Source organism: Olivibacter sitiensis DSM 17696 (assembly GCF_000427965.1).
Lineage (GTDB): Bacteria > Bacteroidota > Bacteroidia > Sphingobacteriales > Sphingobacteriaceae > Olivibacter > Olivibacter sitiensis.
Window position 1 is genome coordinate 124,909 of the sequence record NZ_ATZA01000008.1, and the last position, 12,198, is coordinate 137,106.

Consider the following 12,198-nt stretch of genomic DNA (forward strand, 5'->3'; position numbering starts at 1 on the left):
TTCGTGCGCCGTGTTTGATGTCTTTCTTTTTCATGATAGCTGTCATTTTTTTTGGCGCTCTGCGGGCTATTTTTGTAATAAAGCCTTTAGAACTTGATTTATGGATACTATACTCGTGCCTACCGATTTTTCAAACAGCTCTGCGTCCACTATTCGTTTTGCTGTTGACCTAGCCAATAAGATGATGGCAAAACTTCGCTTTGTATACGTGCAAGGGGAAGAACAGGCCGAGAGGACGGAACTCCCGAGCCCTAAGGCTGCTCCCTTAGGGAAACAAATAGAGGTGGCCCGATACCTAAGTCATATGAAAGATTACGTGGAGCAGGTGCTTCGTGATGCGGGCAACGTGGTAACGACATCTTATACCTATGCTCTTCTGAAAGGCAGCACGGCATATGAAGCGGTGTTGGACTATGTGGAAGAACACGTAGACGTGAAATACATCGTGATGGGGAGCCATCACGGAGCTACAGGAGAAAGAAACCTGATGTTGGGAAAAGATACCAACCAGCTTATTGCTAAATCTCGTATTCCAGTCATCGCCGTAAGTGAATGAGCAGCTGCCGCGCTTCCCTGTTTTTTATTTAAGCCGTTTGCATATCTCGATTAAACTTTTTACCTTGCCATGGGTCTAACCAATTGATCAACAGTACGGGTATATTTAATAGTTATACAAATGTGGATAACAATGGGGTCACTTATGTGCTCCAGAGCTATTCTGAACTAAGCGGCAGGTATGAAGTGGAGCGGTTTACTTATAGCTTTTTTATGTGTCACAATTTTCGCCGCTTGCGATAAGGAGGAGCTGGTAAACGATCCCTATGCCGATGTGCCTGCTTCGGGTACCCGTATTGAGAAATCGCTCGATTCCATTTTTCTCTATGCATATGAGACTTATCTTTGGAATGATGCACTACCCTCCTATAGCACTTTCAATCCGCGCAATTTCAAGGGTGCCGACTCTGAAGAACTGCCCATTTTGAATAGAGAGCTCTATGCCCTCAGCCAGGTAGCCATGAACCAGCAAACAAGTGCCCCCTACGAAAGCGCCTTATATGCAGGCTTTCCCAAATATTCTTCAATACAGCCTCTTATTGCTTCAATCACTTCGGGAAGCTCTATAGATGCAACCCGCAATGATCTGGGACTTGTTTTGGCTTCTTCTGGCAGAAAGATTTACGTTCAGCAAGTTTTGCCAGGATCACCCGCAGAACGGGCGGGCCTTGCCCGCGGACAAGAAGTGCTTTCCATAAACGGACAGACGGCGGCGGCATCTACTACCTTGGATCAATCCGCGCTAGTGCTTACGGTAAAACAGGCAAATGGTAGTGAGAAAACGTATGCACTCACCAGTGCCGACTATCAAAGTAGCGCATTATACAAGTACAAGACGCTGAATAAAAAGGCGAGTGGCGTAGGTTACATGGCGCTTGGTCCATTTTCACGTTTGGCTCAAGTGCAGCCAGAACTTGATACGGCCTTTGCGAAATTTGCGAAGGAAAAAATCAATACACTGGTGATCGACCTTCGCTATAGTGATGCGGGCTATATCGAGACGGCGGAATATTTGGCTAATCTCATTGCGCCAAGTTCCATTAATACGCAATTGATGTACGCCAAACAATTCAACAGCCAAATGCAAGAAGGGAGAGCAAGCATCTTAAAAAATCAACCTTACTATGACGCAAATGGTGATCTGACGTACCTCGATGGTCGTATAGCTACGTTGTACGATGTGGATTACTCTCTATCGGGCAATCGGGTATTGTTTGACAAAAAAGGTGAGTTGGAGACTGTAAAGCAAGTGTATTTTGTGGTTGGAGGCAATACATCTTCTACCGGCGAAATGCTTATCAATATTTTGAAACCTTATGTGGATGTAACATTGGTGGGAAGCGACACTTATGGCAGTCCAGTGGGTTCCTTAGCTATCAACATAGACCAGTATACACTCTACTTGAGCAATTTTCAGGTCAAGAATGCCAACGGTGAAGGAGATTACTTCATGGGAATGAAGGCCGATCTAGCCGCATCTGATGATGTGTCGCACGATTGGGGCGATCCGGAGGAGGAGTGCTTGGCCACTATATTGGCCTCTTTGGGTGTGTCTAGTGAAACGCAAGTAAAGCGGTTATTTGCAAGGCAACAGCAGCATAATGGTGTGCTGACGCTCAAGACAAAAGAGGATAACGAAAAGGGATTCGCGGCATTTGTTGGGGCTATTGAGAATAGGTTGAAATTGAAGTAGATTTTAAATATTTCCTATCTTTGTCCATATGGGCTCTTTGCGTTTCTCTCCAGATCAATTCAAGCCGTACATTAGTTATGTCACTTCACGTAGTGGCGGTAGCGGCGGGCAAAACGTGAACAAGGTGGAAACCAAGGTTACTCTGTTGTTTGCCTTTAGGGATTTTCCGGGATTCTCAGGGGAGGAAAAAGAACGTATTGCACTGAAGTTGGCGTCACGAATATCCTCGCAAGATGGCCTGTTACATGTGACTTCGCAAGAAACGAGAAGTCAGCTGGAAAACAAGGAGCGTGCGACACAGGTACTAATACATTTATTGGAAAGAGCACTGTATGTGCCTAAACAACGCAAGGCCATTAAACTGAGCAAAGCGGCTAAGCAAAAGAGATTGGACAACAAAAGAAAACAGGCCTTGAAAAAAATTGATAGGCAGTTTAGATTTTGATGTAATAGCAAATGAACAAACAATGTTTTTAAGGGAAAGCTAGCCCACTGCAAGGTGTTTATCTCACTTGCATATAAAAGGCAATTTATATAAGTTTGGCCTATGCCAAATATGAAAAGAATCGCCAAACTCACACTGTATGTTTTTATAAGCATTTGGAGTTCTAAAACTACTTCAGCGCAAGGCATCACCCATCGTCCTCTGGGACTGCCTCTTATACCTTATCCACAGGAAGTGACTCAAGGAAGAGGTAGTTATGTGTTTCCTTTAAAGAAAGTTGATTACCTAGTGGATGATTCCGTTTTTTTTTCGAACGAAATAGCTTACCTAAGACAATTGTTTCCTAATCGGGCTGTCTATCATGCGGTCAATAGGTCAAAGGCGGAGCTTGTCCTGAAGCGGGATCAAAGCATTGCGGAAGATGCCTATCAATTGAAGATTGGCGGCGATGGTGTTGTCTTGTCTGCCAGCACCCCAAAGGGCATGTTCAGTGCTTTGCAGACCTTGAGGCAATTGCTTCCCATAGGGGGCAACCAAATATCGCTTCCTTTTTTGGCCATTAAAGATTATCCTTCTTATGAATGGCGCGGCATGGAGCTGGATGTAGCACGCCATTTTTTCTCGAAGGAGTACCTGCTGAAATTTATAGACTTGTTGGCGCTTTATAAGTTCAACAAATTGCACTTGCACCTGACAGACGATCAAGGTTGGCGACTGGAAATCAAGAAATATCCCAAATTGGTAGAGCAGGGCGCATGGCGTAGGTTCAACAACCAGGATTCGGCTTGTATTGCGAAGTCTAAGGACAATCCCAATTTTGCGATTGAACCCGAGCACATCCGTATGCGTGATGGCCAAGAAGAATATGGCGGATATTATTCCCAGGAGGATATGAAAGAAATCATCGCCTATGCCATGAGCAGGCATGTGGAAATCATCCCCGAAATAGATATGCCTGGTCACATGATGGTGGCTACTCAAGCCTATCCCGAGTTGACCGATGGCGTTGAAGCAGGTTGGGGAAAGCAATTCTCTGTGCCCATCTGCCCTTGCAAGGAAGAAACGTTTGATTTTGTAGAAGGTGTATTGCAAGAGGTGACCGATTTGTTTCCCAGCAAATACATCCATATAGGAGCAGATGAAGTAGAAAAAAGTACATGGGCACAATCGGACAAATGCAAGTTGCTTATGCAAAAGGAGGGTATGACTGATCTGCACGATTTGCAAAGTTATTTCGTCAATCGGGTGAATCGCTTTATTCAATCCAGAGGTAAAAGGACGATTGCATGGGACGAGGTACTGGACGGTGGTGCCGACTCTTCCATTACCGTGATGTATTGGCGGGGATGGGTAAAGGATGCTCCCTTGAAGGCGGTCACGGCCAACCATGAGGTGATTATGACACCCACCAATCCTTTGTATTTTGACTATTTGCCCAATAAAAGTACCTTGAGCAGCGTGTACCACTTGAAAGTTGTGGCCGACGATATACCATTGACACTTAGTGGGCAAATCAAGGGCGCTCAGGCCAACGTTTGGACAGAGATGATTCCTTCTCGCGCCAGGTTGGAATTTATGATACTGCCTAGGATGACCGCTTTGGCTGAGCGGGTGTGGACGGAGAAGGCGCTTTATGAAAGCTATCAACGCCGTTTGTTGTTGCATTATCCGATGTGGGATGCAATGGGTATCAAATACCGTTTGCCCGACCTTTCGGGTTTTACGGACAGGCAAGTGCTGATTGACGGAAGTGCCGACCTGAAAGTGATCAATCCACTCGAATCTGCTCAGGTGTATTATACCATGGATGGAAGTATACCTACACAAGCAAGCCAGGTAATGGATGGGAAGATTAAGATAGATCGACCGTTGAAAGTGCGATTTGCTACCATATCGAGCAAGGGTGCAAAAAGTGAACTCTATGAAGTAGAATATCGCGCTGCAACATGGAAAAAGGCGGTACAAAATCTTGGTTATAGGCCAAAACCAGGGCTAAAGGCTAGCTTGTATGGGGGGAGTTTTGCGAGCACTAAAGCCATGACCGGTGAGGTGGTCAGAACAATGGTGCTTCCTAACGTGCATTTAGATGATACCATTAAGCTGCCTGCTTTTGGTGCTCGCATTAGGGGGTACTTGCGGGTTCCGCACAAGGACATTTACAGCTTTTACTTCACCTGCGATGATGGGGGAGTATTGGAGATAGCTGGCGAGTTGGTGGTCGACAATGACGGGCAGCATTCGGCCGTTGAGAAAAGTGGGCAGATCGCTTTGGACAAGGGCTATCATGCCTTTTCGGTAGATTTTATAGAGGCTGGGGGAGGATTTGCCCTAAAACTGGCCTATAGCGTGAATGGCGGCGAGGTGAAGCAAGTGCCCGATAGTTGGTTCTACCATGAAGATTGAACTTCCTATGCAAGATCCATTGATAGATGATGAGGCTTATTTGGCCAAGCTGAAGCAGGAATTGAGACAGTGGATGAAAGCACAGGAAAAAGGTCCGACTTTGATGGACAAGTGGGCATCCAAGACACAGGCCAAAATGAACAGCTATATTCCCACCAAGGTTCATGTGGCGATTACCGTAGCGATACAACAAATGGTGAAAGCGGTGCTATTCGGCTCCCAATTCACCAATCAAAAGCCTTTAAGGGACAAAGGATTGATCTATCGCGAGTTGATGGCCAAAAAGAAGATGAAAGCGTATAGGCAGGTAGCGACGATAGAGGGCGGAGTTACAGGAGCTGGAGGCCTGTTGATGGGCATGGCGGACTTTCCTCTCTTCTTTTCTATTAAGATGAAGATGCTCTTTGAGCTAGCAGCAGTCTATGGCTATGATACCAAAGACTATAAGGAACGATTGTATTTATTGTATATTTTTCAGCTGGCCTTTTCCAGCAAAGAAGAATCGACCAGAGTCTATCACAAAATCCTACGTTGGGAAAGTATAATGGATAGCCTGCCAATGGATATCAATGAATTTGATTGGTACACTTTTCAGCAGCAATACCGCGACTACCTCGACATTGCAAAACTGGCTCAGTTGATCCCTGTGGTGGGAGCATTCGTGGGAGTAGTGGTCAATTACCGTTTGATAGGAAAATTGGCGGACACCGCGAAACAGGCTTTTCGGTATCGTTTGCTACAAGGTAAGGACTTCAAATAGTAGTTTCAAGATAGGGGTACAAAAGCGGATTGGACTAGCGCATTCTTTTTCTCTAAAAAAATTTGGCAGAAAGAAAAAAGACACTACATTTGCATTCCCAAAACAAAGCTAATGGCCGTTTTGGATTGGGTACCATAGCTCAGTTGGTAGAGCAAAGGACTGAAAATCCTTGTGTCCCTGGTTCGAATCCAGGTGGTACCACAGAGTTTAAAAAGGTCTTTTTCAAGCGAAAAGGCCTTTTTTGTTGTTACAAAGCTTTTTCTTGAGCTTTGTCTTCGGTGGATAGGACGACCGTCCTTGACGACATTTTCATAAATTTTTGTTGAACTTGATGTAAGTGGGGTTACAAATAGGTTACAGTTTTTTTAAAGCTCCAAACCTGCCATAACAGGACGTTAAATCATCCCGCTTGCGTCCTAAAGAAAACAACAGATCAAGGATGGCATTGCCCGGGGAGTTCCCATTGGGAGAATGATAAGTCCCGAAGAGATCGCGCAGTCCGTACTGTACCTTGCTTCACCCGTATCATCGGCACAGATAGGCACGGAAATCATCGTGGATGGTGGGATGCTGATTTTCACCCTTTCTTTTTGAAGATATGATTCAGTTGTCTTACATAGGACAATTGCATGTTCAATGCCATCAGATTGAACGAATCGCCGGTAGGGGCATAGGTTGTTTTATTGTTGATCAGCATGGAAAAGGCGACCGACCAATCGTCCTTATGGTATACGGAGGAGGCGCGTGCCATAACGGTGGGATACAACTTGAATCTGCCCTTTTTTAACCGTTCCGTTTCATTTCCGAAATTAGCTCCCGTAGTGGCCATACCAGTGACCAGCCATTGGCGGTCGACGACCCATGAATAGGCGTAACCGGCATTTACTCCCAATTGCATATTGTTGAATGGCTCGCCGTGGAATAGTTCCTGCTCTGCATCGGGCACCAGCCTGTGCCAATAAGCCCCCCCTCCCAACAGAAAACTTCCGGCAGAGAGGTTCTGCTTTTCACTTTGCTCAAACGCTGCTTTTGCCGAGTACTTGTTTCCATTGAAAATATAGGTTCCCTCGGCCCCTACTTGCCGTACGGACAGTCCGGGATATAGACGGAGTACGTTTTCGTCCTCATGGAAGAAGCCGCGGTACTTTTGATAATACAGATCGATGAGATAATGCCGCCCGTAGCTGTGCACCTGCAAATCGATTGCCTTTGTTTTTCCGTATTTGTTTCCTTTTAGCGGAACGATGCTATGTCCCAAAAGAAAATTGACCATTGTATTTCTTATCCCTAGCCCAATGCCGGCATTGATCGGATAATTGGGGCTGAAGGTCGTGTTATTGTTCTCCAGCTGAAGGGTATTGGTCGAAGCATAGCCTGTCATCCACAATTTTTGAGGATATGAGCCAATATAAGCTGAATCCGCCTGTTGGGCAAATGCAGACGCGGTCGATAGGATAAGGATCGTTATTATAAAAAATCTTAAGCTCATGGATTGAATTAGAATTTTATCTGTAATACTTAGGAGCCACGCCAACCACTCTTTTGAAAAACTTGCCGAAAAAGGACTGGGAAGGAAAATTCAGTTCGTCGGCGATCTGCTGTATGGTCATGTTGGTAGATTTAAGCAGGGCCTTTGCTTCCAGTGCCACATAATCGTCGATCCATTCCCCGGCAGTCCTGCCCGTCACGTCCTTTACCACATGGGATAGGTAATTGGCACTAAGCTGTAGTTGTACTGCGTAATATTCCACCTTGCGCTCGGTCTTGTAGTGTTGGCGTACCTTCTGTAGAAACCTGTCTGCGATGTCCTTATCCTTGGACAGATGTACATCCTTAATGGATTTATGCAGGAAATATCCTATACCGTAAAAATATGCAATAGTCAGGTGGGTGATTATCTGTAACCGGTGGGGGTTATCATCGGTTCTGATTACTTTTCTTACCGTTTTGCAATAAGCCGTTATAGATTGCAGCTCTTCGTTGCGCAATGCCATATAAGGGCGGTTCTTTATGGCAGTGGAGATGGAATGTCCCAACAAAAGATTGAATTTTTCCGTGAAACGCTGTGTCATATAAATAAGGATCCCATGAAAATCGTCACTGCAGCTTTCATGCTCCAGTATTTGGCCGGGCAGGGAAATAGCCAGTGCCGGAGCTTGGACGGAATATTCCTTTAGATCGATCTTTCCCTTCAATTCTCCTTTCAGGCAAATACAGCAGATGGTACAGTCCGTTTTTAGCGGATGACGATAACCGTCCCGCTGTATCTCGGTCGTTTCATATAGGTAGATTTCGTGCTCGATCTGATCTACATCTTCTTTCTTCTTGAGCGATTCGTACAGATTATGGGTGGCAATGTTCCTCATTTCTTGTTCCTGTCAATGTACAAAAAAAGACATTTTAGCTGATGCAAAAAACAAAATAGCTAAAAACGGACAATATTGATGAACTCAGACCTTTTTCCGTTTCATGCGCCGATTTACTTTTGCCCCGTCAATATCTGATACATGTAGCCCAAAATGAAGGAAGATAGAACTGATTATGACTCTTTACATCTCTGCCGCAATAGCCTATCGTTTTTGATTAAATCTGTCAAAAAAATGCACGAAAATAGCGAAAAGAGGACAGTTTAAACAGTAATAGGCCTTTTCTAGAGCGCCACTTCCATTATCTTTGTTGATGTATCCCATTCTTTTCCTGTAAACAAACGACAGGAAGCCTGACGGAAAGAAAAACGTTCATTTTAAAAAAGGAATAATGAAAATAAAAAATCCAAAAGTTACCCTGGCAGATGAAGCGAGAAACGGAGTAGAGGAAGATGTTCGTTCTGGTTTTTTAGATTGGCTGTTCCAATTCTCGGTAACGGGCGATGACGGAGAGCTCTATTCCGTCGGTGGTTCCATATTGTCGCTTGCCCTGGAGAAGCTGGATGTTGTCTCCATGAACTGGACAAAAGGGAAAGGACATGTTGAGCAGCTTACCAATTCCATCTACAAACTTGGGCGATTCCCCGGAATGCAATTTGAACGCCTATTGCGGAAACCACAGGGAACACTGACCATTCAGAAAGAGGAAAATAAAGTGGTGGTTACATGCGGAGATGAATACAGGGTGGAATGTTTCGAGGACAACTCGTGGCATCTGGTGCTTGATTCGCTGGATGGGGTTTACAAAGCCGATCTGTACCACAGGCCCCAGGGTTATCCATTGTGGTACGGAAGGGAAGAGCCTTCTTATCTGACACAGCACTCCATTACCTATGGCTATAACTGGGTAGGCGATGTTGAAGGAAGCCTTTTTATCGAGGGAAAAGAGGTCAAAGTCAAAGGGCTCGGTATCCGGGAACGCTATGTGGCCGTTGATTCCTCCGCGGCCGAACTTGGCGGATGGGAAGATTGGGGCTGGGTTTCTTTCAACGAGATACACGCCTCCCTATATGATATGCGGCTGGGCATGAAAGACTTTTCCATTTACGATCTGCAGACACGGAAATATTATCCGGAGGGTAAGATGACCATTGGGCACGAAGATTGGGCATTTGTTCGGGAATATGACGGTTTCGTACCGACAGTTTATAAGATCAGGATAGAAGTTGAAGACGGGGTATATGAAGTAAAGGCCCATGTGTGCAACGTAACTACCTGGGGAGTTACCTACAAGGTTCCCGACTATCCGGTCGCCACATTGACATTTGATAAGGTAGAAGGCAGCTTCCTCTTCAAGGACGGAACGGTAAAAGAACTGACCGGAGGTAGAGGGGTCTTATCTGTCCGGCAATGGCATGCCTACCCCAATATCCTTCCGAGAGAGCTTTATAACGATGATGTTAAAGAAGGCGAAAGATTTGATACGCTGTAAAACAGCAGCTACTTCTGTTCTGGCAAAATAACTTGCCCTCTATATCACAACAACACCCCTGTTCCGGATGTTGTTTTTTGTTTGGGCCAAATGGGGCAACCCAATAAAACTCACGGTAAAGCCCTCGTTAGTATAAAAAAAATGAAAAAATTATCATTAATTATTTTAGTACTTTTTATGCGCAAGCATTGTTCGCACAGAATTTTTTTGACAGGGCTTTGCCCCGTATGACTTTTGGTTTAAAAGCCGAAGGGAATAAATAAAAGCTTTACTGCAACCCTTGAAGATGAATTGTCAATTTGCAAATGTGTAAGCTCCCCCATAAATAGAACGAGTAGGAATTAGACAAAAAAGGTTTTGACCCCAATGTTGCAATACCCAAATCCATTATGCAAACTTAACAAAGCGATCAAAAAAAAAAATGCGAAAAATGTCCAAATTTGAAATTGCAAAATGTCTTTAATTAAATTTTAAAACAATTTACAATGAAACAATTCTTATTATTACTTCACGAAGACATTGAGAAAATGAGTCAATTGTCACCAAAAGAAATGCAGGAGCTAGTTAATGCTCATATGAATTGGGCGACTAAACTAGCCGAAGCGGGACATTTAATTTCGGGAGACGGATTGCACGAAAAAGGTGTACTCATCACAGGAAAAGATTGCGTCATTAAAGATGGGCCTTACTTGGAATCCAAAGAAATTATTGGCGGTTATTATTTGTTGCAAGCAGATGATTTACAGGCTATTGTTGAAATAGCAAAAGAATGTCCTACGCATATTTATGGTGGGACGACAGAAATCCGACCTATAGCGGAAATGGAAGATTATGAGCAATAACTTATCTCCAAAAGAAGAAATAAACTACAGAGCATTATATGGAAAGCTGTTTTCTGGATTATTAGATCAATTTGGCACGAATTACGTTTTTGAAATTGAGGATGCAATTCAAAATTCTTTTTTGAAATCACTAAAAATTTGGAACCAAAATAACATTCCAAATAATAAGGAAAACTGGCTCTTCATTGTGGCTCGTAATGATGTATTGAGCCAAATTAAAAAAAAGCAAAAGGAAAACAATAATTGTTCATTTGAATCAATTGAAGACCATTCAACTATCGACAATCAAGCTGATTTACGCCTTCAAACGATTGTTTTTATTTCTTCTTTCGAAAGTATTTCAAATCAGGCCAAAATTCTTTTTATTATTAAAAATATTTTTGGCTTGAACATAGCCGAAATTAGCCAAAACACTTTAATCAATCAGGAAGCAATTTATAAAAGTATAAACCGAACCAAAAAAAGTATTCAGCTTGAGTTCGATAACAAGACAATTGAGATAAATTCGATTACAGCCCGCCAGCAAACTATTTACATCGTAGAAGAAATCCTTTATGCAGTTTTCAATATCGGTTTTGATTCTTTTAGTGAAAAGACAGAAGATATTGTAAATAAAGATTTATGCTTAGAAACATTTGCTTTGACAAAACTTTTGTTTAATCAATGTCAATCCGATTCAACAAGGAACTTATTGGCTCTTTTTTGTTTCCATGTAGCAAGAATCCCTGCAAAAATTGATAACGGTAAACTCATTTCTTTTTTTAATCAAAACCGTGGTAAATGGAACAAAGAATTAATGAATTTAGGCTTTCATTATCTTGAAAAACCAAAAAATATCAGCAAGTTTTACCTTGAAGCAATCATCATTAGCAAGTATATGTCAATAAGTTGCTTAACTCAAAATGATTGGAGCGATATTGTGAAATTATACGAAATGATACAACAAACTTCGCAATCACCTATAGTAAAATTGAACTATTGTTTTTGTCTAAGCAAAATTGGTAAGACCAAAGAGGCATTGACTACTCTTTCAGAAATTGAAAAGGAATTGCCAAACGAACACGTCTATTTTTCCTTGGTAAAAGCTGACATTCTGAAGGAAATCAGTCCTGAAGAATCTGGAGATTTATTTATTTCGGTTATGAATAAAATGACTCAAAAAATCAGAAAAGAATACTTATTGGAAAATGAATTAATTAAATTGTAAAAAATGAAATTGATGTTTATAGTTTTACGCTAAATGCCTTTGCAATACCGAAAAGACAGTTGGCATCGACAAGGGTGGTACAAAAAAGGCATTTGGAATGTAGCAAGTTTCGGGTTTTCTACCGCAACGTATCTTCCAATCTTTGCAACAGAAATTAAATCACTACCAAACGGATAAACTTAAAAACAGGCAATAAACTCACTTAACTTACTGATTATCAGTAAATATTTTCATTAGATAAAAAAGCCNCCCCCCCCTGTTTTTTAGAACAGTTCTACCTGTATACAAGGTGGTTTATTTCGTTTTTTCTGTTTGCTGTAAGTTCTCCTGCTGTTCTGCACCATCCAATATATCTCAAGATTACTGATTAAATGGATTCTTATCAGTGCAGCAATGGTGGAAAACGCCTTTTTGCTCTGGGATTTTACCCGGAGA

The 12,198-nt window shown here is 42.8% G+C and carries 11 protein-coding genes and 1 tRNA gene; 10 read left to right on the plus strand and 2 right to left on the minus strand.

All coding sequences use genetic code 11. The features are described from left to right. Positions 1-100 precede the first annotated feature (100 nt). The 7 genes from A37S_RS0106460 to A37S_RS26580 all read left to right on the plus strand — a co-directional run bounded on the left by A37S_RS0106460 (position 101) and on the right by A37S_RS26580 (position 6,450). Positions 101-556 (plus strand): universal stress protein, encoded by a 456-nt coding sequence (locus A37S_RS0106460; protein ID WP_028296282.1) that lies wholly within the window; start codon positions 101-103, stop codon positions 554-556. 180 nt (positions 557-736) lie between these two features. Further along, complete coding sequence (locus tag A37S_RS23800; protein WP_051292779.1) at positions 737-2,248, plus strand: S41 family peptidase; 1,512 nt, start codon at positions 737-739, stop codon at positions 2,246-2,248. Positions 2,249-2,276: 28 nt separating this feature from the next. Then, a complete protein-coding gene (locus A37S_RS0106470; protein ID WP_051292780.1) occupies positions 2,277-2,693 on the plus strand; it encodes a peptide chain release factor-like protein in 417 nt (138 codons plus the stop codon). Between the two features lie 111 nt (positions 2,694-2,804). Continuing rightward, positions 2,805-5,096, plus strand: a complete 2,292-nt coding sequence (locus A37S_RS0106475) for a family 20 glycosylhydrolase (protein ID WP_028296284.1) — start codon at positions 2,805-2,807, stop codon at positions 5,094-5,096. After that, on the plus strand, positions 5,086-5,856 hold the full coding sequence (locus A37S_RS0106480) for an EcsC family protein (RefSeq protein WP_245586331.1): 771 nt from the start codon (positions 5,086-5,088) through the stop codon (positions 5,854-5,856). The genes A37S_RS0106475 and A37S_RS0106480 overlap by 11 nt, the downstream gene beginning before the upstream one ends. Before the next feature lie 128 nt (positions 5,857-5,984). Further along, positions 5,985-6,057, plus strand: a tRNA-Phe gene (locus A37S_RS0106485). Between the two features lie 231 nt (positions 6,058-6,288). After that, positions 6,289-6,450 (plus strand): SDR family oxidoreductase, encoded by a 162-nt coding sequence (locus tag A37S_RS26580; RefSeq protein WP_281169858.1) that lies wholly within the window; start codon positions 6,289-6,291, stop codon positions 6,448-6,450. Here the strand turns inward: A37S_RS26580 and A37S_RS23805 are convergent. Both A37S_RS23805 and A37S_RS23810 read right to left on the minus strand, forming a co-directional pair. Then, complete coding sequence (locus A37S_RS23805; protein ID WP_084163780.1) at positions 6,434-7,345, minus strand: DUF4421 family protein; 912 nt, start codon at positions 7,343-7,345, stop codon at positions 6,434-6,436. The two genes, A37S_RS26580 and A37S_RS23805, sit on opposite strands and share 17 nt — an antisense overlap. Before the next feature lie 16 nt (positions 7,346-7,361). Continuing rightward, on the minus strand, positions 7,362-8,222 hold the full coding sequence (locus A37S_RS23810; RefSeq protein WP_051292782.1) for a helix-turn-helix domain-containing protein: 861 nt from the start codon (positions 8,220-8,222) through the stop codon (positions 7,362-7,364). 391 nt (positions 8,223-8,613) lie between these two features. Here A37S_RS23810 and A37S_RS0106505 point away from each other — a divergent pair, with 391 nt between their 5' ends. From A37S_RS0106505 to A37S_RS0106515, 3 genes are all read left to right on the plus strand, one after another. Continuing rightward, complete coding sequence (locus A37S_RS0106505) at positions 8,614-9,714, plus strand: hypothetical protein (RefSeq protein WP_028296286.1); 1,101 nt, start codon at positions 8,614-8,616, stop codon at positions 9,712-9,714. A 485-nt stretch (positions 9,715-10,199) separates the two neighbouring features. Continuing rightward, positions 10,200-10,556: a YciI family protein gene (locus A37S_RS0106510; protein ID WP_028296287.1), complete on the plus strand. Its 357-nt coding sequence runs from the start codon at positions 10,200-10,202 to the stop codon at positions 10,554-10,556. Next, on the plus strand, positions 10,546-11,763 hold the full coding sequence (locus tag A37S_RS0106515) for a DUF6596 domain-containing protein (RefSeq protein WP_028296288.1): 1,218 nt from the start codon (positions 10,546-10,548) through the stop codon (positions 11,761-11,763). The genes A37S_RS0106510 and A37S_RS0106515 overlap by 11 nt, the downstream gene beginning before the upstream one ends. Positions 11,764-12,198 lie beyond the last annotated feature (435 nt).

Excerpts from the sequence above, each read along its gene's own strand:
- A37S_RS0106460 (WP_028296282.1), top strand. The coding sequence starts at position 101 with ATGGATACTATACTCGTGCCTACCGATTTTTCAAACAGCTCTGCGTCC.
- A37S_RS23800 (WP_051292779.1), top strand. The coding sequence starts at position 737 with ATGAAGTGGAGCGGTTTACTTATAGCTTTTTTATGTGTCACAATTTTC.
- A37S_RS0106470 (WP_051292780.1), top strand. The coding sequence starts at position 2,277 with ATGGGCTCTTTGCGTTTCTCTCCAGATCAATTCAAGCCGTACATTAGT.
- A37S_RS0106475 (WP_028296284.1), top strand. The coding sequence starts at position 2,805 with ATGAAAAGAATCGCCAAACTCACACTGTATGTTTTTATAAGCATTTGG.
- A37S_RS0106480 (WP_245586331.1), top strand. The coding sequence starts at position 5,086 with ATGAAGATTGAACTTCCTATGCAAGATCCATTGATAGATGATGAGGCT.
- A37S_RS23805 (WP_084163780.1), bottom strand. The coding sequence starts at position 7,345 with ATGAGCTTAAGATTTTTTATAATAACGATCCTTATCCTATCGACCGCG.
- A37S_RS23810 (WP_051292782.1), bottom strand. The coding sequence starts at position 8,222 with ATGAGGAACATTGCCACCCATAATCTGTACGAATCGCTCAAGAAGAAA.
- A37S_RS0106505 (WP_028296286.1), top strand. The coding sequence starts at position 8,614 with ATGAAAATAAAAAATCCAAAAGTTACCCTGGCAGATGAAGCGAGAAAC.
- A37S_RS0106510 (WP_028296287.1), top strand. The coding sequence starts at position 10,200 with ATGAAACAATTCTTATTATTACTTCACGAAGACATTGAGAAAATGAGT.
- A37S_RS0106515 (WP_028296288.1), top strand. The coding sequence starts at position 10,546 with ATGAGCAATAACTTATCTCCAAAAGAAGAAATAAACTACAGAGCATTA.